16 protein-coding genes are annotated in these 20,853 nt (G+C 46.7%); 9 read left to right on the top strand and 7 right to left on the bottom strand.

Going from position 1 to position 20,853, the window contains the following annotated elements:
* Positions 1-2: 2 nt before the first annotated feature.
* The 3 genes from BHV83_RS19585 to BHV83_RS19575 are packed head-to-tail and all read left to right on the top strand — an operon-like array spanning position 3 to position 5,431.
* Positions 3-1,850: an ABC transporter ATP-binding protein gene (locus BHV83_RS19585; protein ID WP_119216585.1), complete on the top strand. Its 1,848-nt coding sequence runs from the start codon at positions 3-5 to the stop codon at positions 1,848-1,850.
* 46 nt (positions 1,851-1,896) lie between these two features.
* Positions 1,897-3,012 carry a glycoside hydrolase family 5 protein gene (locus BHV83_RS19580; RefSeq protein ID WP_286757928.1) on the top strand — a complete coding sequence of 372 codons (1,116 nt, stop codon included), beginning with the start codon at positions 1,897-1,899 and terminating at the stop codon, positions 3,010-3,012.
* Positions 3,002-5,431 (top strand): glycoside hydrolase family 95 protein, encoded by a 2,430-nt coding sequence (locus tag BHV83_RS19575; protein WP_286757926.1) that lies wholly within the window; start codon positions 3,002-3,004, stop codon positions 5,429-5,431. The genes BHV83_RS19580 and BHV83_RS19575 overlap by 11 nt, the downstream gene beginning before the upstream one ends.
* On the opposite strand, the gene BHV83_RS19570 is transcribed toward BHV83_RS19575, so the two are convergent.
* The 5 genes from BHV83_RS19570 to pstC all read right to left on the bottom strand — a co-directional run bounded on the left by BHV83_RS19570 (position 5,432) and on the right by pstC (position 10,284).
* A complete protein-coding gene (locus BHV83_RS19570) occupies positions 5,432-6,634 on the bottom strand; it encodes a porin (RefSeq protein ID WP_286757925.1) in 1,203 nt (400 codons plus the stop codon).
* 39 nt (positions 6,635-6,673) lie between these two features.
* Positions 6,674-7,351, bottom strand: a complete 678-nt coding sequence (gene phoU / locus BHV83_RS19565) for a phosphate signaling complex protein PhoU (protein ID WP_005634636.1) — start codon at positions 7,349-7,351, stop codon at positions 6,674-6,676.
* Between the two features lie 80 nt (positions 7,352-7,431).
* Positions 7,432-8,184: a phosphate ABC transporter ATP-binding protein PstB gene (pstB, locus tag BHV83_RS19560; RefSeq protein ID WP_122121956.1), complete on the bottom strand. Its 753-nt coding sequence runs from the start codon at positions 8,182-8,184 to the stop codon at positions 7,432-7,434.
* A gap of 13 nt (positions 8,185-8,197) precedes the next feature.
* Positions 8,198-9,085, bottom strand: a complete 888-nt coding sequence (gene pstA, locus BHV83_RS19555; protein WP_005634640.1) for a phosphate ABC transporter permease PstA — start codon at positions 9,083-9,085, stop codon at positions 8,198-8,200.
* 8 nt (positions 9,086-9,093) lie between these two features.
* Positions 9,094-10,284, bottom strand: coding sequence for a phosphate ABC transporter permease subunit PstC (gene pstC, locus BHV83_RS19550; RefSeq protein ID WP_005645694.1), 1,191 nt, complete (start codon positions 10,282-10,284; stop codon positions 9,094-9,096).
* A gap of 633 nt (positions 10,285-10,917) precedes the next feature.
* Here pstC and BHV83_RS19545 point away from each other — a divergent pair.
* From BHV83_RS19545 to BHV83_RS19525, 5 genes are all read left to right on the top strand, one after another.
* A complete protein-coding gene (locus tag BHV83_RS19545; protein WP_046451657.1) occupies positions 10,918-12,114 on the top strand; it encodes an AGE family epimerase/isomerase in 1,197 nt (398 codons plus the stop codon).
* Positions 12,115-12,123: 9 nt separating this feature from the next.
* On the top strand, positions 12,124-13,341 hold the full coding sequence (locus BHV83_RS19540) for a DUF2264 domain-containing protein (RefSeq protein ID WP_055285097.1): 1,218 nt from the start codon (positions 12,124-12,126) through the stop codon (positions 13,339-13,341).
* Positions 13,342-13,388: 47 nt separating this feature from the next.
* On the top strand, positions 13,389-14,231 hold the full coding sequence (gene kduI, locus BHV83_RS19535; protein ID WP_005645698.1) for a 5-dehydro-4-deoxy-D-glucuronate isomerase: 843 nt from the start codon (positions 13,389-13,391) through the stop codon (positions 14,229-14,231).
* 29 nt (positions 14,232-14,260) lie between these two features.
* Positions 14,261-15,052, top strand: a complete 792-nt coding sequence (locus BHV83_RS19530) for a gluconate 5-dehydrogenase (RefSeq protein ID WP_286757924.1) — start codon at positions 14,261-14,263, stop codon at positions 15,050-15,052.
* 171 nt (positions 15,053-15,223) lie between these two features.
* Positions 15,224-16,354 carry an AAA family ATPase gene (locus BHV83_RS19525; protein WP_005634654.1) on the top strand — a complete coding sequence of 377 codons (1,131 nt, stop codon included), beginning with the start codon at positions 15,224-15,226 and terminating at the stop codon, positions 16,352-16,354.
* 63 nt (positions 16,355-16,417) lie between these two features.
* On the opposite strand, the gene BHV83_RS19520 is transcribed toward BHV83_RS19525, so the two are convergent.
* Entirely contained in the window at positions 16,418-17,914 is a 1,497-nt protein-coding gene (locus BHV83_RS19520; protein ID WP_005634657.1) for a butyryl-CoA:acetate CoA transferase, read from the bottom strand.
* Positions 17,915-17,984: 70 nt separating this feature from the next.
* Positions 17,985-18,413, bottom strand: a complete 429-nt coding sequence (locus BHV83_RS19515; protein WP_046451658.1) for a hypothetical protein — start codon at positions 18,411-18,413, stop codon at positions 17,985-17,987.
* 250 nt (positions 18,414-18,663) lie between these two features.
* Here BHV83_RS19515 and miaB point away from each other — a divergent pair, with 250 nt between their 5' ends.
* Entirely contained in the window at positions 18,664-20,034 is a 1,371-nt protein-coding gene (gene miaB, locus BHV83_RS19510) for a tRNA (N6-isopentenyl adenosine(37)-C2)-methylthiotransferase MiaB (protein ID WP_005645708.1), read from the top strand.
* Positions 20,035-20,853: the final 819 nt, after the last annotated feature.

The raw sequence follows: 20,853 nt of genomic DNA, 5'->3' as shown, positions 1-20,853 counted from the left end.
ACATGAAGGATTTTCTGCGTATACTGAGGCGTTTTGTGCCTCCCTATAAGAAATTTATGGTGTGGAATGTGATATTTAACGTCCTGTCTGCCATTTTGAACCTGTTCTCTTTTGCATTAATCATCCCGATTCTGAATATCTTGTTTAAAATCAGTGACGAAACCTATACCTATACGGATTGGACGTTCGCCCCTTTCTCGTTCGAAGCCTGGAAAGCGACTCCGGAATTGCTGAAAAACAACTTCTTTTGGTTCGTGTCCGACATGATCGAGACGAAAGGCGGTTCCTTCACGCTGATCATATTGGGTGTTTTCCTGATCGTGTCGACTTTCTTGAAGGTCGGGACAATGTATATGGCTTTTTATACGATGATCCCGATCCGTACGGGTGTCGTCCGCGACATCCGCAACCAGATCAACCGCAAAATAACGGAACTCCCTCTGGGCTTTTTTTCGGAAGAGCGGAAGGGGGATATAATCGCACGCGTTTCGGGAGATGTGAACGAGATCGAGACTTCGATCATGAGTTCGCTTGATATGCTCTTCAAAAACCCGATCCTGATCTTGATCTACCTGATCGGGATGATCGCCATCAGCTGGCAGCTGACGCTTTTTGTCTTCATCCTGCTGCCTTTCGCCGGATATGTGATGGGAACGGTCGGAAAGAAGTTGAAACGGAAATCGTTCGAGGGACAGCAACAATGGGGGTATCTGATGAGTCAGATAGAGGAGACGTTGGGTGGCCTGCGTGTTATCAAGGCTTTCAATGCGGAGGCCAAGATACAGGACCGTTTTGAGAAAAGCAACGAAACGTTTCGGCGGCTGACGAACCGCATTTACCGCCGCCAGCAGATGGCGCATCCTATGAGCGAGTTCTTGGGGACAGCCACGATCGCGATCGTGCTGTGGTATGGCGGTACGCTGATCCTGAGCAGTAACAGTCCGATCGACGCCTCTACTTTCATCTACTACTTGGTGATTTTTTACAGTATAATCAATCCGGCGAAGGATCTTAGCAAGGCCTCTTATGCCATTCAGAAAGGGCTTGCATCTATGGATCGCGTCGATAAGATCCTGAAGGCGGAAAGCAATATTAACGATCCTGAGGATCCGAAACCGATTGCTCTGACGGAAAGTATTTGCTACCGGGATGTCTGGTTCAAGTACCAGCATGAATGGGTGCTGAAAGGCATTGACCTGACGATTCCGAAAGGACGTACGGTAGCGCTGGTCGGCCAGTCGGGGTCGGGAAAGAGCACGTTGGTGGATTTGCTGCCTCGTTTCTATGATGTGGACAAGGGGAGCATAACGATCGACGGAACGGATGTGCGTGATGCGACCTTGTACGATCTGCGCAGCCTGATGGGGAATGTCAACCAGGAGGCGATTCTTTTTAACGACACATTTTTCAATAATATCTCTTTCGGAGTGGAAGGGGCTACACTCGAACAGGTCCAAGAGGCGGCCCGTATCGCCAATGCGCATGATTTTATCATGGCGAGCGAAGATGGATACGATACCAATATCGGTGACCGCGGCGGTAAGTTGTCGGGCGGACAGCGCCAGCGTATCAGCATTGCACGTGCCATTCTGAAGAACCCGCCGATCCTGATCCTCGACGAGGCGACTTCGGCGCTCGACACCGAGTCGGAACGCTTGGTGCAGGAGGCTTTGGAGAACCTGATGCGTAACCGTACGACGATCGTGATTGCACACCGGCTCTCGACGATTCGTAATGCGGACGAGATTTGCGTGATGCATGAAGGGGAGATTGTGGAACGCGGACGGCACGAGGAGCTGATTGCATTGGATGGATATTATAAAAGATTGTGCGATATGCAAAGTTTTTGATAAGGAATAATAGCTAAAGTGTTGATAATCTAAATATAATAGTTTTATGGAAAAGAAAGCATGGTTGATTTGTATTTGTTGTCTTTGTTGTATGTGTGGTGTTTCTGCACCGAAAAAGAACAATTTTTCGGTTAAGAGAGGCGTCAATATCAGTCATTGGTTGTCACAAAGTAATGTAAGAGGTGAAAATAGGGCTGTCTTTTTTACGGAGGCTGATGTTAAATTTTTGTCAGAAGTAGGATTTGACCATTTGCGCTTGCCTGTGGATGAAGAACAGATGTTTGCGCCCGATGGCAGTAAAGAAAAAGAAGCTTTTTCTTTGCTGCATAATGCTTTGTCGTGGTGTCAAAAATATCGGTTAAAAGCAATCGTGGATTTGCATATATTGCGTTCGCACCATTTTAATGCGAAGGAAAAACCTCTTTTTACTGATCGGAAAGAGCAGATTCGATTTTATGATTTATGGAAGCAACTAAGTCAGGAATTGCATACCTATTCAGTCGATTTTTTAGCTTACGAATTGATGAACGAACCGGTAGCTGACGACCATGAACAGTGGAATAATATTGTAGCTGAATGTGTTCGGACCATTCGTTTGTTAGAACCCGAACGGTCGTTACTTGTTGGTTCTAATAGGTGGCAAGGATATGAAACGATGCGATATTTGAAGATACCTGAGAATGATCCGAACTTGATTATTAGTTTTCATTATTATAATCCCTTCTTGTTGACCCATTATAGGGCAGGTTGGACGGATGTAAAAGACTATACCGGAAAGGTGCATTATCCGGGAAAATTGATTGCTGATGAAGATTTGAAACACTTAAAAGGTGAATTGTATGACAAGTTCGCCTATTGGAATAAAGTGGAATTTAACAAAGAGGTGATTGAAAAACATTTCAAGGAGGTGGTCGATTTTGCCCGTTTACATCAACTCCCGTTGTATTGTGGTGAATTTGGTTGTATCGCCGCAACCCCAAAAGCCGATAAAGAACGTTGGTATCAAGATATGATAGAGTTGTTTGATAAGTATGAAATTGCGAGAGCCAATTGGGATTACAAAGGTGGTTTCGGAATTATAGAGCAAGGTATACCGCAAACGGATCTGATATATATATACTTACAGGAAGAAATATCAAATAATTGTAATTATGAAATATAACGCATTTGTTTTTCTGTTTATGATTCTGATAGGATGCAATATGCCGGAAGTGAAAACGGGTAAACCGCTGTCTTATCATTTCGATGCCCCAGCCGGAATTTGGGAAGCATCGTTCCCGTTGGGTAACGGACGCCTCGGATTGATGCCGGACGGAGGTGTCGACACGGAAAATATTGTCTTGAACGAGATCTCCATGTGGTCGGGCAGTAAGCAGGATACAGATAACCCGCAGGCATATCACTCGTTGGGCACGATCCGGAAACTTCTGTTCGAAGGACGTAACGACGAAGCACAGGAACTGATGTATAATACTTTTGTCTGCAAAGGCGAAGGGAGCGGACAGGGGCAAGGGGCGAATGTCCCGTATGGCAGTTACCAACTGCTAGGTAACCTCGTGCTGAATTACGATTATCAAGGTACTTCCGATTCGATCTTCGGATATAGACGAGAATTGAATCTTGACAACGCGATTGCAACAGCTTCTTTTAGAAGGGGAAAGGTGACGTATAACCGCGAAGTCTTTACCTCTTTTGCCGATGATTTGGGGGTGATTCATTTGACTGCCGATGCGGATAGGGCGCTGAACTTCTCGTTTGGGATGAACCGTCCCGAACATTATAAGGTGACGGCCGACGGTAATGACCTTCTGATGCAGGGGCAGTTGCCTGACGGTGTCGATACGCTGGAGATGAAAGGCCTCCGCTATGCCTCGCGTGTCCGCGTCATCCTGCCGAAAGGGGGAAATGTGACTCCGGGAGATTCGACTGTTTCCGTGCGGAATGCCTCCGAAGCGATCTTGTTGGTGAGTATGGCAACCGATTATTTTGATAAGGATTTGGAAGGGAAGGTCTCTTCCCTGCTGGCTAATGCCGAAAAGAAAGATTTCGCCTCTTTGAAGAAAGGGCATATTGCTGCTTACCGTTCCCTGTTCGGCCGTGTGGAGCTGGATTTGGGACATTCTTCCCGCGAAGACTTGCCTATGGACGAGCGTTTGGCTGCTTTCCACGAAAACCCGGACGATCCTTCGTTGGCTGCGCTTTATTTCCAGTTCGGCCGTTATCTGCTGATCTCGTCCACGCGTGTGGGCTTGCTGCCTCCCAATCTACAGGGGCTTTGGTGTAATACGATCAATACGCCCTGGAACGGCGACTATCATTTGAATATCAATCTTCAGATGAACCATTGGCCTGCGGAGGTGGCGAACCTTTCCGAACTTCATCTTCCGCTTGTGGAATGGACGAAACAACAGGTTGCCAGTGGCGAACGGACCGCTAAGGCTTATTATAACGCCCGTGGATGGGTGACGCATATCTTGGGAAATGTCTGGGAGTTCACTGCACCGGGCGAACATCCGTCATGGGGGGCAACCAATACTTCCGCCGCTTGGCTTTGCGAACATTTGTACATGCATTATCTTTATACGTTGGATAAGGAATATCTGAAAGATGTGTATCCGGTTTTGAAAGGAGCTTCCCTGTTCTTTGTGGATATGTTGGTGGAAGATCCCCGCAACAAATATCTGGTGACGGCCCCGACCACTTCGCCTGAAAACGGTTATAAGTTGCCGAATGGCAAGACGGCTCATATCTGTGCCGGTTCGACGATGGACAACCAGATCGTCCGCGAACTGTTCACCAATACGATCGAGGCTGCCGACATATTAGGACTTGATTCTGCTTTCGCCGGCGAACTGGCTGCCAAGCGTGCCCGCCTGATGCCGACGACGATCGGCAAGGACGGGCGTATCATGGAATGGCTTGAACCCTACGAAGAGGTTGAACCTCATCATCGCCATGTGTCTCATCTCTATGGACTGTATCCGGGCAATGAGATATCAACGGAGCGTACACCTGAGCTTGCCGAAGCTGCCCGTAAGTCGCTGATTGCCCGTGGCGATAAGAGCACGGGATGGTCGATGGGATGGAAGATGAATTTCTGGGCGCGTCTGCATGACGGCGACCATGCCTATAAGTTGTTTGCCGACCTGCTCCGTCCGTGTGTGGACCGTAAGACAAATATGACGAACGGCGGCGGGACATATCCGAACCTGTTTTGTGCGCATCCTCCTTTCCAGATAGACGGTAACTTTGGCGGTTGTGCCGGTATTGCCGAAATGCTGGTACAGAGCCAGACGGGAGAAATCGAACTGCTTCCCGCCCTGCCTTCCGCCTGGAAAAGCGGCAGTTTCAAAGGACTGAAAGTTCGCGGAGGCGGCGAAGTATCTGCCAAATGGAAAGAAAGCCGCTTGGCGGAAGCCGGTTTGAAAGCCCTGGTTCCCGGTTCGTTCCGTATTAAACTCCCGGCCGATTCGGCGAATATGAGCATCAAGATCAACCAAAAAGCCGTATCTCTCCCGGTTGTCGACGGCATGTTGAAAGTAGAATTGCAGGCTGGAGATCAGTTGGTACTGATGTTTTGATCAATACAGCGGCAACTTGTATATGAACCCTACCGACAAGCGTTGTGTGTTTTCAATGGAAGCACACAGCGCTTTTGCTTTTTCCGTCAGATTGTAAAAGCGGGCTGTTCCGGTGAGGAAGATATGCAGGTTTTCATCCGCCATCGGATAAAATTCGATGCCGGTCTGCAAGCCCCATGCCGTACGGTATTTCCCGTCCGGGAGTTCTTCTTCTTCATCTCCCGCTTTATAGACCGCCCCGGTTTCGTACATTCCTTTGGCGAAGGCGTTCCATTTCGGATGAAAGCGGTAATTCATCTCCGCTACAAGTGAAAGATACTGGACGTTACGCAAGCAGCCAGGTCCTTCCTCATTCTCGGCGGACGGAGGGACTAACTCGGTCAGGATACCTAACGGATCGAGTGAGCCGCGTGTGTACATCACATCGAAATAGCCGTCAAACGGGCCGGTGCAAACATTGTGCCCGGCCCATGCCATATACATCCATTTCCCTTTGGCCTGTTCTCCGACCGTGGCGGAATAGCGGAGGTTCAAAATCTCGTCCAGATAACTGCTGTTCCAGTTAAATGTGTAGAAAAGCGGGGCACGTGGCTTTTCGATTCCGGCGGGAAGCAGGCCGTAAGCGTCTTCCATGCTCCCGATTCGGTTGTCTGTTACTTGCAAACGTAGTTCCTGGGAAGGAGTCGGCTGATAACCAAGTGTGATTCCTGTAAAATAGCAATCCATGTATTCGTTCATGTCGCTGTATTCATATATAGCATACGGATCGAGGTCATATTCGAACCCTCCCCAGGCTGCATCCTGTTTCCCTAAGGTAATCGTGAATTTATCGTTGAGGCGATAGCCGATCATCGCATATTCGATCGATTCCGGCAGGTTCTCCAGATCCATGCCTTCATTCCCCTGGTTGAGGTTCTGGCGGTACCAGTAGAAAAGACGGTCGTTTACTTCACCGGTCGCCTCGATCTTGATATGGTTGAAACGGAAAGCAGCTTCATCCAGCTTGTGCCCGGTGAAGAAAGTATTGAAAGAAGCGTGCATTTCCAGATCCAGGTTGAATACATTATTGCGCTTGGGAATCTTCGTTGCATATTCGAACAGGGAAATATCGGAGGAATCCCGTTCGGGAATAAATGATTGCGCCTGTACGGAAATAGTGCATAAAAAGCAGGCTGACAGCCAGAATGCCGTTAGTCGTTTCATTGTCGATTACGATTATGTTTGATTCTGGCTGCAAAGATATTACTTTTCTTCCGTTTTGCCGATGTGCTTCATCACCTTCGCATCCAGGTAGAAGATCAGTTCTTCTGCAATGTTGGTGCAATGGTCGCCGAAGCGTTCCATCTTGCGGATGACGCCCGCCATGTAAAGGCCGGCAAGTGCGCTGCCCGGATGCGCTTCGATATACTGGGCGATCAGAGGAGTCGAATCGTGATTGATCTCATCGATGATGTTGTCTTTCAGGAAAATGCGTGACGCGATTTCGGAACTTTCCTTTTCAAAAGCCTCCTGAGCCAATGATATCATGCCGAGAAGTTCGTGTAACATTTCTTCTACGCGTGCGATTTTTACCAGTTCCGGATCGATCGGTTCTCCTTCCGGCAGGTTGACGGAGAAGCGTGCGATACTTTCGGCGAAGTCGCCGAGGCGTTCCAGGTTTGTATTGATCTTGTACATGGCAAGTACGAAACGCAGGTCGATAGCCACCGGTGCGTACAAGGCAATGATATCCTCGCAATCACTGTCGATCTTCAGCTCGAATGCATTCACGCGGCGTTCACGGCTGAGCACTTTGTAGGCCAGTTCCTTGTCTCCGGTCAGCATCGCTTCACCGGCATTGTATATCTGCTGGTGGACGAGTGCCCACATCTCGTTGATCGTATTCTTTAACGCCGCTATTTCTTGTTCAATAACCTTCATGTTTTGATTTGTGATTTATGATTTATAATTTATGGATTATGAATTATGATTTATGTGTCGATGATAAATCATAAATCTTCTCACCCGAATCTCCCTGTGATATAATTCTGGGTCGATTCTTTTTCCGGATTGGTGAAGATCTTACGCGTTTCACCATATTCGACCAGTTCACCCAAATAAAAATATCCAGTCTTGTCGCTTACACGAGCAGCTTGCTGCATGTTGTGTGTGACGATCACGATCGTATATTCCTTTTTCAGTTCATGGATCAAATCCTCGATCTTGCTTGTAGAGATCGGATCGAGGGCTGAAGTGGGCTCGTCCATCAGCAGGATGGAAGGTGAGATGGCCAATGCCCGTGCGATACAAAGGCGTTGCTGCTGGCCGCCGGAGAGAGCGAAGGCCGAATCTTTCAGCTTGTCCTTGACCTCGTCCCAGAGAACGACCTGTTTCAAGCTTTTGACTACGGTTTCTTCGATGTATCCGTTATCCTTAATGCCGTTTACGCGTAGACCGTAAGCCACATTTTCAAAAATTGTCTTCGGGAACGGGTTCGGTTTCTGAAACACCATCCCGACGTTTTTACGGAGCGTATCGACTTTTTCCCCTTTGCTGTATATGTCCCGCCCGTCGATGAATATCTTACCCTCCAGACGTGTGTCGGGGATCAGGTCATTCATGCGGTTGAACAAACGGAGGAAGGTAGATTTGCCACAACCCGACGGGCCGATAAAGGCTACCGAGGTGTTGGCTTCTATCTGCATCGAAATGTTCTTCAGCGCATGAAAGTCTCCGTAATGGAAATCTACGTTTTGAGCATCAATCTTTATCATAAATAATTTTCAATTAATTCATTTTTACTTTCTTAGCGAAATAATTACGCAATAGATTTGCCAGCAGGTTGACAACCAAGACGATGGCAATCAACACCAAAGCCGTTCCGTATGCCATGCCGCGGGAGGCTTCTATATCCGTTCCGCTCGTGGATATTACATACAAGTGGTAAGGCAGTGCCATGCACTGGTCGAAGATGCTTCCCGGCAATTGGGGAAGGAAATAGGCTGCCACGGTGAACAGAATCGGAGCTGTTTCGCCCGATACGCGTCCGACCGACAAGATCAGGCCGGTGATGATATTCGGGAAAGCCATCGGAAGCACGACACGGCGGATGGTCTGTAACTTCGTTGCGCCCAAAGCCAGGCTACCGTGCCGGAACGAGTCGTCGATACTTTTCAGAGCCTCTTCCGTAGTGCGGATAATCAGGGGAAGCGACATCAATGCCAGCGTAAACGAACCGGCTATGATCGAATCTCCCCAACCCAGTGCATTGACGAACAGCGACATACCGAACAAACCGAATACGACTGACGGGACTCCGCTCAGGTTATTTGTCATGATACGGATGAAGCGGACCACTTTGCCGTTTGTCGCATATTCATTCATGTAGATGCCGCTCATGATCCCGATCGGGAAACTGATGATACTGCTTCCGACGATCAGGTAGAAGGTTCCGACGATCGCCGGGAAGATTCCCCCTTTCGTCATTCCCTCTTCCGGTGCTTTCGTCAGGAAGTCCCAGCTGATCACGCTGCCTCCTTTGATGATGATGAAGCCTAAGATCACGAATAGGATCGCTACGACCAGATAACTCAACAGGGTGAAGAAACCGAATGCAAACTTTTGGGAGGTCCGTTTCTTTAAATCTATATTTCCTAACTTTTGTACAGGTGCCATAATGCTAATCAGATTTTTCTTTTAGATGAAATATACTCGACGGAGATACTCAATATCAACGTGATCAGGAAGAGGACGGCGCCGAGCAGGAACAAGGCTTCGTAGTGTGCGCCTCCGGCGGGAGCCTCTCCCAGTTCGGCGGCGATCGTCGCGGGAATAGTCCGCACCGGCTCGAAGAAGGAGGTCGGGATGACGGCCGCATTGCCGGTTACCATCAGGACTGCCATCGTCTCGCCTATCGCACGTCCGATACCCAGCACGACTGCGGATGTAATGCCGGAAATGGAATATGGGATGATTACTTTATATATTGTTTGCCATTGGGTCGCACCCAAGGCGAGGCTTGCCTCCTTCATGGCGCGGGGCGTTGTCCGCATGGCATCTTCCGCAACGGTGATAATCGTTGGGAGCGCCATGATCGCCAGGACCACGCTGCCGGCAAAAGCCGTTTCGCCGACAGGCAGGTCGAATGTCTTCTGTATGAGCGGCACGATTACCACCAAGCCGAAGAAACCATAGACGACAGACGGAATGCCCGCGAGCAGTTCGATGATAGGTTTCAAGAGGTCGCGTGTCCGCTTGTTCGCTATTTCCGCCATGTAGATGGCAACCGCAATTCCGAAAGGAAGTGAAAGTACGATTGCGCCGATACTGACCAGTAATGTGCCCAACAACAAAGGAATTAATCCGAATATAGGGGCCGGTGTCGAGGTCGGATACCATTTCGTCCCTCCGAAGAACTCCCCTAATGTGATCTTCTCTTCCGGCAGTACCTTTCCCTGGAAACCGTTTTCCAGTAAATACTGTTTGGGGAAGAAAGCGATGATACCGGGTTCTTTCGCCACCAGTTCGCTGATCTTTTGCGGGACGTATTGAAATTCGTCGCCCAGTTCCTCCTCCGTATAATAGTTGGTCAGATCGGAGAAACGGAATATCAGGATATCCTGATCCATCCCGCTGATATCTTTCCAGTTGGTTATATTACCGTCGAAAATGTCCATGATCTTCTCCGGTGATAATTTTCCGACATCGTTGCTTTTATTTACGGCAAGAACATAGCCTTCTTCTGTGGCCGGAGTATTGAAAAGGCCGCCGGCCTCTTTGAACAGAAAGAACACGATCAGCAAAATCGTAAAGCTGCTGACGCTTCCGCTGATGAGTAACCCTCCTTCTACAATCTTTTCGAAAAACTTTCTCACTTTGTTTACCTTTTTATTCTACCTGCAAAGGAACGAAACAAATATTACGAAGCGGTTACATGGGATTGAATGAGATGTTACGATATTGTTACGTTTGTATTTCAAGAAATAGTCTGTATTTAAGAAAAAACGGAACCGGTTAAATGCAGGTTTGACAGTGAAAGTGGCTTCACTGCTTATGTTTGCCTTCATCAGAGATCAAGTCGGCCCCGGATGGTTCTGTTTAAGCGACAATAGCTATGGTTTCTGTTGTCAAACAGCCCGGTCATAGACCTTTTGCCTTTAGTCGAATACGTTTTCGCCCTTGGTCAAAAGCCCTTTCGACACAGGTCAAAAACCTTTTTGACTAAGGGCGAAAACGTAAGGAGTGGTAGTGATGGCAGTAAATACTTGTGTATTTGTTTATTAGTTATTATTGTAGCCTTCTTATTTTTCACTTGAAAATATATATAGGTGGATGTGAAACCAGGGGGGGGGAAAAGGCCAACCAAGATCAGGATACGACACAAGCCCCGGAGATGAAATGACATTTTCGGGGCTTCGTCATGTATACCAATCGCTTTTCTATCGTAATACGCAGTAATTTGTAAACTTATCCCTATATTTGTCCAAAATCTTTCTAATTATTCGATTATGAACAAACTTTTAAGTTTATCTGTGTTAGCGACCACACTGCTGTTGTCGTCTTGTAGTAATGCCCCGCAGGAGGAACCTCTTGCGAAAGTGATTGACCGCGGTTTGAAAGCCTCGACCGAACAGGCGCTGCTTATGGCCAAAGAACTGGAACAACAGGATGGCCGGCTGCCTAAGAGCATCAAAGATGGCAAACTGGAAACCAGCGACTGCTATTGGTGGTGCAGCGGTTTCTTCCCCGGTGAACTCTGGTATCTGTATGAAAACAATCCTACTCCCGAATTGAAGAAGTATGCCGGACTTTTTACCGAACGCTTGGAAAAAGTGCAGCATGTGACGGATAACCACGACGTAGGCTTCATGCTTTATTGTAGCTATGGCAACGGTTACCGGCTGACACAAAATCCTGCTTACAAGGATGTGCTGGTGACAGGCGCCGGCTCGCTCAGTACCCGATTCAACCCTATGATCAAGGCGATCCGTTCCTGGGACTTTACCAATAACGGTAAATGGCAGTATCCGGTTATCATCGATAATATGATGAACCTCGAACTGCTGACGTGGGCAAGCAAGACTACCGGCGATAACCGTTTCCATGATATCGCGGTTACGCATGCCAATACGACGATGGAAAATCATTTCCGCGATGACTATAGCTGCTATCATGTCGTTTCATATGACACCATCACCGGAAAACCCCATATCAAAATGACGCATCAAGGCTATGCCGACGAATCGGCTTGGGCACGCGGACAGGCATGGGCAATCTATGGCTATACGATGATGGCTCGTGAAACCGGCAGTCCCGAATATCTGGCACAGGCCAAGCATATTGCCCGTTTCCTGATGAACCATCCGAATATGCCTGCCGATAAAGTCCCGTATTGGGATTTCGACGCTCCCAATATCCCGAATGCTCCGCGTGATGCCTCTGCTGCCGCTATCATGGCTTCGGCTTTGATCGAATTGAGCCAGTTGGATAAATCGGATGAGGCAAAAAGCTATCTGGACTTTGCCGAACAGCAGGTGCGCTCTTTATCATCCCCTGAATATTTGGCGGAGAAGGGAACAAACTGTAACTTTGTACTCAAGCATTCGACCGGCCATCTGCCTGGAAACAGCGAGGTGGACGTGCCGCTTAGCTATGCCGATTACTATTATGTGGAAGCATTGATGAGACTGAAAAAATTAATTTGAATATAAACCATGAGAAATTCATTGAAAATCGCCGTACTAATTCTATGTACGATTTGCCTGCCTTTTACAGGCAACGCCCAGCAAACAACAGGTAAAGAAGATCGTGCATTCTGGGTGGAAAATCTGACACGCATTGCAGACCCCGTACTTGTCAATCTGAGCAATAATACGTTGAAGAAGAATATGCCTTACGAATCGTTGGGCAACCGTCGTCGTTTCTCGCATTTGGAGGCGGTGGGCCGTCTGGTCTGCGGTATCGCTCCCTGGCTGGAACTGGGACCGGACAATACGCCGGAAGGCAAGCTCCGTGAGAAATATATCAACCTGACGGTAAAAGGTTTGAAGAATGCTGTTAATCCTGGGGCTCCCGACTATCTAGTTTTCGGTGAACCGTCGCAACCTCTGGTAGATGCTGCTTTTTTGGCTCAGGGGTTATTGCGTGCTCCGAAACAACTTTGGGGGAATCTTGATCCGCAGGCAAAAGAATGGATGATTACCGAATTGAAGCGTAGCCGTAATATCAAGCCTTTTGAAAACAACTGGCTGCTTTTTGCTTCGACCGTCGAAGCTGCTTTGTTGGAGTTTACAGGAGAATGTGACATGGAACGGATGCTGTATGGAGTGAAAAAATTCCGTGACGAATGGTATAAAGGGGATGCTATGTATGGTGATGGAGTTGATTTTCACATGGACTATTATAATAGTTTCGTAATCCATCCGATGCTGACGGACGTGCTGGTCGTGATGAAGAAACATAATATCGAGGGAGCTGATTTCTTGGATACACAGTTGAAACGTCATGCTCGTTATGCCGAGATACTGGAACGTTTTATTTCTCCCGAAGGTTCCTTTCCGGTTGTCGGTCGTTCCATCTGCTACCGTTTCGGTGCTTTCCATGCGTTAGGACAAGCTGCTTTGATGCATATTTTGCCCGAACGGGTGAAACCGGCGCAGGTGCGTTGCGCTTTGACTTCCGTCATTCGTCGCCAGTTGAAGTCTCCGGCAAATTTCGACAAGAACGGCTGGTTGCGCGTAGGCTTTACAGGTGAACAAATCGAGATCTCCGAGTCTTATATCAATACGGGGAGCGTCTATCTTTGTGCTTTTGGTTTAGTGCCTCTGGGATTGCCGGAGACGGATGAATTCTGGTCTGCCCCTTATACGGAATGGACGAATGTGAAAGCCTGGAACGGGGAGAAGGTGCAGGCTGACCATGCGATCAAGTGATTGAAAATTAAGAATTAAAAATTAAAAAATAATACAACTATAAGAAGATGAAAACAAATTATGAATTGCGTTATGCTGCGCATCCGGAAGATGCAAAGCAATATGATACGAAACGTATCCGTCGTGACTTCCTGATAGAAAAGGTGTTTACTCCGAATGAAGTGAATATGGTCTATTCGATGTACGACCGTATGATCGTCGGTGGCGCTATGCCGGCTGGCGAGGTACTGGTTCTGGAAGCAATCGATCCGTTGAAAGCTCCTTTCTTTCTGACTCGTCGTGAAATGGGGATCTTCAATGTGGGCGGACCAGGTGTTGTAAAAGCTGGGGATGCTGTCTTCGAACTCGATTTTAAGGAGGCTCTTTATCTGGGTTCCGGTGACCGTGAAGTGACATTTGAAAGCAAGGATGCCAAGAATCCGGCTAAATTCTATTTTAACTCTACGACTGCACATCGCAACTATCCGGATAAAAAAGTAACGAAGGCTGACGCTGTGGTTGCCGCTATGGGCTCTTTGGAAATGTCCAACGACCGCAACATCAACAAGATGATCGTCAATCAGGTCCTTCCTACCTGCCAGTTGCAAATGGGTATGACGGAATTGAAACCGGGCAGCGTATGGAACACGATGCCGGCGCACGTGCACAGCCGTCGTATGGAAGCTTATTTCTATTTCGATATCCCTGAAGACCAGGCTATCTGTCATTTCATGGGCGAAGTGGATGAAACCCGTCATATCTGGATGAAAGGCGACCAGGCTGTTTTGTCTCCCGAATGGTCTATCCATAGTGCTGCTGCCACTCACAACTATACTTTCATTTGGGGTATGGGAGGTGAAAACCTGGATTACGGAGATCAGGATTTCTCTTTGATCTCTGACTTGAAGTAATGAATTTCGGACATTAATATATTATTATTATGGTAAATTTTTCATTGGAAGGTAAGGTTGCACTTGTAACAGGTGCTTCTTACGGTATCGGGTTTGCGATTGCGACTGCGTTCGCTAAAGCCGGTGCTACTATCGTGTTTAACGATATCAAACAGGAATTGGTGGATAAGGGTCTCGCTGCCTATGAAGCTGAAGGTATCAAAGCTCACGGTTATGTTTGCGACGTGACGAATGAAGAACAGGTGAATACTTTCGTTGCACAAGTCGAAAAGGAGGTAGGCGTAATCGATATCCTCGTGAACAATGCCGGTATCATCAAACGTATCCCGATGGTGGAAATGACGGCTGCCGAATTCCGCCAGGTGATCGATATCGACCTGAACGGTCCGTTTATCGTCTCTAAAGCAGTTATCCCTTCCATGATCAAGAAAGGACACGGAAAGATCATCAATATCTGCTCTATGATGAGCGAACTCGGCCGTGAGACCGTATCGGCTTATGCTGCTGCCAAAGGTGGTTTGAAGATGCTGACTCGCAACATCGCTTCCGAATATGGCGAATATAACATCCAGTGTAATGGTATCGGTCCGGGTTATATCGCAACTCCGCAGACCGCTCCTTTGCGTGAAAGACAGGCTGACGGTTCCCGTCATCCGTTCGATGCCTTTATCGTTGCCAAGACTCCGGCTGCCCGTTGGGGAACTCCTGAAGATTTGATGGGACCTGCCGTATTCCTTGCCTCCGACGCTTCCAACTTCGTAAACGGCCATGTGCTGTATGTTGATGGCGGTATTCTGGCTTATATCGGAAAACAACCTTGATAAGGTCGCACTGGCTCTTATTGCCTTTCTGCGTTAAAAAGAGTCCTTTCGGGAGAAATTCAGATTTCTTTCGAAAGGACTTTTTTTAGGGTAGGACTCTAAATCGGAATCTGATTACGTTATGATGATTATTATAAGATAATAATTATCTTTGCGTAAAAAGAAAACAACATGACATTGTTAAATAATCCATTCGTTACAAGTGGTTACATCGCTCCCGAATATTTCTGTGATCGGGAGAGGGAGACCGAAGAGTTGCTTCGTTGGCTGGTCAATGAAAACAATGTAGCCATCATCTCTACCCGCCGTATGGGAAAAACCGGGCTAATCCAGCATTGTTTCCATTTGAAAGAAATAAAGGAAAATTATTATACCTTCCTGATTGATATTTATGCGACCAAGACACTCCGAGAGTTCGTTTTTCAGTTAGGAAAAGTAATTTTGGCGACTTTAAAACCGAAAGGACAAAAGGCTTGGGAGTTGTTTGTTAATAGTTTGGTCTCTTTAAAGGCTGGTTTTTCATTGGATATGTCGGGAATGCCGCAATGGAATTTGGAATTGGGCGATATCAAGTCGCCGGAAACGACTTTGGATGAAATTTTTCATTATTTGGCTGTATCTGATAAGCCTTGTATTATTGCTATCGATGAGTTTCAACAGGTTGCACAATATCCGGAAAAGAATACGGAGGCTTTGTTGCGTACTTATGTCCAGCATTGCGACAAGGCTCATTTTATATTTGCCGGTTCACAACGTCATTTGATGGGTGAAATGTTTATTAGTCCTGCCCGTCCTTTTTATCAGAGTGTATCTATCCTGCATTTATCGGCAATCGATAAACAGAAATACATGGAGTTTGTACAACATCATTTCAGGATGGCGCAAAAGAATATTGATATTACAGTCTTTGACTCTTTGTATAATCGTTTTGAAGGAATCACTTGGTATCTGCAAAAGATATTGAATATTCTTTTTGCAATGACTCCGAAAGGAGAGGTGTGCGGTGGCGAGATGATTGAACAGGCAGTGGATTTCATTTTGGATTCTTATTCCTTTACCTATTCTGAGTTGCTTTATCAATTGCCGGAAAAGCAGAAAGAGCTGATGATTGCCATTTGTAAAGAAGGGAAAGCAACGGCACTGACTTCCGGAAAATTTATCCATAAATACAGCTTGCCGTCAAGCAGTTCGGTTCAATCGGCTTTAAGAGGTCTGTTGGAAAAGGACTTCATAACAAAAGAAGGAAACTTTTACATGGTTTACGATCGCTTTTTCTCTTTGTGGTTGAGGCGGAACTTCTAAAGAAAAGGGCCATGGCAAAACGGAGTTTTGACACAGCCCTTTTCTGTATATATGATACAACGATTATTTGTTGTATTTACTCCAGTCAACATTGTGCATGTCGCCACTGGCTGCCAGTTCTTCGTGGAAAGCGAAGCAACATTTCAGGTTCTGTGGCGTGTGTCCCTTGATACCCATTGCCAGGTATTCTTCCAGTAACGGTTTGTAGTCCGGATGGACGCAGTTGTCGATGATGCAACGTGCACGCTGGATCGGAGATTTGCCGCGCAAGTCTGCAACGCCATATTCCGTGATGATGACTTTGACGGAGTGTTCGCTGTGATCCAGGTGGGAAACCATCGGTACGAATGCGCTGATCTTGCCTTCCTTCGCAGTAGACGGAGTCGTGAAGATGGACAACATGGCCGAACGGGTGAAGTCGCCGGAACCGCCGATACCGTTCATCATTCTTGTACCGGATACGTGGGTGGAGTTGATGTTACCGAATATATCGGCTTCCAAAGCCGTATTGATGGCCACCAGGCCGAGACGGCGGGCTACTTCCGGATTGTTGGAGATTTCCTGCGGGCGAAGCAGAATCTTATCTTTGAAGAAATCCAAGTTCGCGTAGATGTCGCGGATCACTTCGTTGCTGACAGACAGTGAACAACCGCTGGCAAACTTGACGCGTCCCTCTTTCATCAAAGCAATAACGGCATCCTGGATAACTTCCGTATAAACGTTGAATGCCGGAATATCCTTGTTTTCGCCCATGCAACCCAAAACGGCATTGGCAACATTGCCTACGCCACTCTGTAGAGGAACGAATTCTTTCGGCAGACGGCCGGCTTTGATTTCGCCAACCAGGAAGTTGGCAACATTCTGGCCGATAGCCATTGTCACGTCATCCAGCGGAGAGAACTTGCCGCCTTCGTTCGGTTCGTCGGTCTTGACAACACCGACGATCTTAGCCGGATCGACTTTCACACAGTCGCTACCGATACGGTCGGACGGAGTGTAGATGGGGATTTCGCGGCGGTAAGGAGGATCAGCCGGTTCATAGATATCATGCATCCCGCGGATTTCTTTCGGGTGGCGGCAGTTCAACTCGATGATGATACGATCGGCCATGCGGCAGATTGTCGGCAGGATACCGACACCGCTTGTCGGAACGATTTCGCCGTCTTCCGTCACATCGGCTGCTTCGACGATGGCTACGTCGATCTTGCCTAAGAAGCCATAACGCAGGCTTTGTGCCAGTTCAGACAAGTGCATGTCGAAATACTGTGCACCGTGGGAATTCAGCAGGGCACGCAGGTCCTTGTTGGACTGATACGGAGTACGGAATTTGATTGCATTGGCACGAGCCAGTTCGCCGTCCAGCTTGTCGCCTGTCGAAGCACCGGTAAACATACCGATCTGAAACGGGTTTCCTTTTTCATGTTCGGCAATTGCTTTTTTTGCAATGGCGCCCGGCACAACTTTAGGACATCCTGCAGGAGTAAATCCGCTAAAGCCTACATTGTCGTCGTGATGTACGAATGAAGCTGCTTCTTCAGCTGTAATAAATTTTAAAGCCATGATATTATTAATTTAGTAATACTTTATTCAGTTAACAGTGCGGCGCAAAGGTATTAAAAAAGACTATAGATTAATACTTGCGATTAAGTATTTCAGTGTAAATAACAGCTTTTCTCAGTTCGGCGGCATTGTCGAACTCGATATCCGTAAGTGGGATTTCCTCTTCGGTTGAGGGAACGACAAGGCGATCGCCGGCAGGAGATTGTTTGTCTGTCACTTTTTCGGCGGCAAGAAATGGTGAGGGGGCTGCAACTTGTTGTTGTTTCTTTTTTCTTTTAGGAGTGGGTACAGGTTGCTTTACCGGTTTCGGATTTTGCATTTCTTCCAGAATCTCCCAAAAGCCTTTGTCGGGAACATTATCTTCGTTTGTGACGATTTCCCTGTCCGGTTGTCCCAATATCTGTTTCGGACGTTTTTTCTTGTTCTTGGAACCGAACAAACTGCTGATCCCTGCAATTATCAGGAACACAATATATAGCCAATCACCTGCGTTATCCATAAACTTTGATTATTTTTGCACTCCAAATGTAGGAAATATTATTTAGAAGTGAAAGAAAGGATACATATAATAGGTATAAAAGTAAATAAGGGTAACTTCACAGCCACCCTTATTCGATTTAACCAAAACCTTAACTATGAAAAAATTTACGTTTTTCGATTACAAATATAAGCGCGGTATTTTGACTGTGCAAGTGTTTAGTGAATTATTTTTCAAAAACATTTATATTTAACAGTAATTAGTAAATAAGATGACGAATCAAGAGAATGGCGTGGACTTAAAATCCGCAGCCGTAACGGAAGAAAAGAAGTTGTTCATCGAAACCTACGGGTGTCAGATGAATGTGGCAGACAGCGAAGTAGTCGCTTCCATCATGAAAATGGATGGGTATGCAGTGACTGACAAGATTGAAGACGCTGATGCTATTTTCGTCAATACGTGTTCGGTTCGCGATAATGCCGAACAGAAAATCTACGGACGGCTTCAGTATTTCCAGTCTTTAAAAAGAAAGAAAAAATCTTTAGTGATCGGCGTGCTCGGATGTATGGCGGAGCGAGTGAAGGAGGAGCTGATCGAAGTGCATCATGCCGATTTGGTAGTCGGTCCGGATTCCTATATGGACCTGCCGAACCTGGTGGGGGCGGTCGAGCACGGCGAAAAGGCGATCAATGTAGAACTTTCCACGCAGGAAACCTACAAAGATGTGATCCCATTGAAATTGGGAGGCGTGCATATTTCGGGCTTTGTCTCCATCATGCGCGGATGTAATAATTTCTGTACCTATTGCATCGTGCCGTATACCCGCGGAAGGGAGCGTAGCCGGGACATCGAAAGTATCCTGAACGAAATACGCGATATGCGCGATAAAGGTTTTAAGGAAGTGACCTTACTGGGGCAGAATGTCAACTCTTATCTCTTTGAGAAAGAGGGGGAGAAAATTTCGTTTCCCGCCTTGCTGAAGCGTGTCGCCGAGGAAGTGCCTGAAATGCGTGTCCGCTTTACCACTTCGCATCCGAAGGATATGAGCGATGAAACCCTGCACGTGATCGCCGAGCATGACAATATATGTAAGATGATCCATCTTCCTGCACAATCGGGAAGTTCCCGTATCTTGAAAGTGATGAACCGTAAATATACGCGCGAATGGTATCTGGATCGTATTGCTGCTATCCGTCGTATCCTGCCGGACTGTGCTATCTCGACCGATCTGTTTTGCGGTTTTCATTCCGAAACGGAGGAGGATTATCAAGAAACGCTTTCCCTGATGCGTGAAGTAGGCTACGATAGTGCTTTTCTTTTCAAATATTCCGAGCGTCCGGGAACCTATGCGGCCCAGCATCTTCCCGATACGGTCAGTGAAGAAGAGAAAGTCCGCCGTTTGCAAGGCATGATCGACTTGCAGAACCAGCTTTCGGAAGAAAGTAACAAGCGTGATATCGGCAAAGTGTTCGAGGTTCTGATCGAAGGTTTCTCCAAACGTTCGCGCGAACAGTTGTTCGGCCGTACCAGCCAGAATAAGGTTGTGATTTTTGACAAGAAGAATTATCACGTAGGACAATTTATAAAAGTACGCATAAACCGCGCCTCTTCCGCAACTCTGTTCGGAGACCCGGTCGAATAAGAGCGGGGATTTTTCTGTAGGGGCTGGATTCTGCTCTGCCTATTGCCATTTAATTATGGTGACGTTGATTCCTAATGGGCGGAGTAACCCTGCCCCTACGGACTCCCGTTATTTACAAATTCTCCATCATACCATCATGTTTCTTGCGTGAACATTGAATATCATATTGTATAGATATGATAGTTCCCTTTTCAACTATCATGCAACTATCATAAATCAGTTATTTAACTATCATTTCGGCTGTTTTACTCGAAATAGACATACTCCAAAAGCGTTAAAAACGGAATGTTTTGCGGAAAGCATAAGCCTTTTTTTCCGGAACACGTTACTTTTTTGTAAGAAAGACGTTAGATCTTTTCCTCAAAATACCCATATCAGGGCCATTTACACCTCCATCTGAGCAGTCTTGAGACCCGGATCTGCCGGTGTCGGACACCCGGGTCTCGACAAAAAAATGTAACTATATTGTTGAAAATAAGCTATATGATACGTGAAAAAAGCTATTGTATCCATGATGGTATGATAGTTGAAAAACCATCCGTCATGCCTACTATCATTTTATGTAAGTATTGATATTCATGATCTTAAAAGTAAACATGATAGTATGACAGTTGTTTTCGTAATCAATAATAAGTTTATGGAATAATAGGACAATTGTAAGAATATTTGAACCTTTCCACAGGTTTGTCCGTTTGCTCACCGATAGATCTTCTTTCATGTTTCAAATTTGCCAAGAAATAAATCAACACTATTGAGATATAATCTTTAATAATAGTTGTTGACTGAAAGAAAAAATAACACATAAGTCGCTATTCTGCA

It is taken from the genome of Parabacteroides sp. merdae-related_45_40 (assembly GCF_001915675.1).
This window is presented reverse-complemented; position numbering and strand designations above follow the sequence as displayed.

Excerpts from the sequence above, each read along its gene's own strand:
- BHV83_RS19585 (WP_119216585.1), top strand. The coding sequence starts at position 3 with ATGAAGGATTTTCTGCGTATACTGAGGCGTTTTGTGCCTCCCTATAAG.
- BHV83_RS19580 (WP_286757928.1), top strand. The coding sequence starts at position 1,897 with ATGGAAAAGAAAGCATGGTTGATTTGTATTTGTTGTCTTTGTTGTATG.
- BHV83_RS19575 (WP_286757926.1), top strand. The coding sequence starts at position 3,002 with ATGAAATATAACGCATTTGTTTTTCTGTTTATGATTCTGATAGGATGC.
- BHV83_RS19570 (WP_286757925.1), bottom strand. The coding sequence starts at position 6,634 with ATGAAACGACTAACGGCATTCTGGCTGTCAGCCTGCTTTTTATGCACT.
- phoU (WP_005634636.1), bottom strand. The coding sequence starts at position 7,351 with ATGAAGGTTATTGAACAAGAAATAGCGGCGTTAAAGAATACGATCAAC.
- pstB (WP_122121956.1), bottom strand. The coding sequence starts at position 8,184 with ATGATAAAGATTGATGCTCAAAACGTAGATTTCCATTACGGAGACTTT.
- pstA (WP_005634640.1), bottom strand. The coding sequence starts at position 9,085 with ATGGCACCTGTACAAAAGTTAGGAAATATAGATTTAAAGAAACGGACC.
- BHV83_RS19545 (WP_046451657.1), top strand. The coding sequence starts at position 10,918 with ATGAACAAACTTTTAAGTTTATCTGTGTTAGCGACCACACTGCTGTTG.
- BHV83_RS19540 (WP_055285097.1), top strand. The coding sequence starts at position 12,124 with ATGAGAAATTCATTGAAAATCGCCGTACTAATTCTATGTACGATTTGC.
- kduI (WP_005645698.1), top strand. The coding sequence starts at position 13,389 with ATGAAAACAAATTATGAATTGCGTTATGCTGCGCATCCGGAAGATGCA.
- BHV83_RS19530 (WP_286757924.1), top strand. The coding sequence starts at position 14,261 with ATGGTAAATTTTTCATTGGAAGGTAAGGTTGCACTTGTAACAGGTGCT.
- BHV83_RS19525 (WP_005634654.1), top strand. The coding sequence starts at position 15,224 with ATGACATTGTTAAATAATCCATTCGTTACAAGTGGTTACATCGCTCCC.
- BHV83_RS19520 (WP_005634657.1), bottom strand. The coding sequence starts at position 17,914 with ATGGCTTTAAAATTTATTACAGCTGAAGAAGCAGCTTCATTCGTACAT.
- BHV83_RS19515 (WP_046451658.1), bottom strand. The coding sequence starts at position 18,413 with ATGGATAACGCAGGTGATTGGCTATATATTGTGTTCCTGATAATTGCA.
- miaB (WP_005645708.1), top strand. The coding sequence starts at position 18,664 with ATGACGAATCAAGAGAATGGCGTGGACTTAAAATCCGCAGCCGTAACG.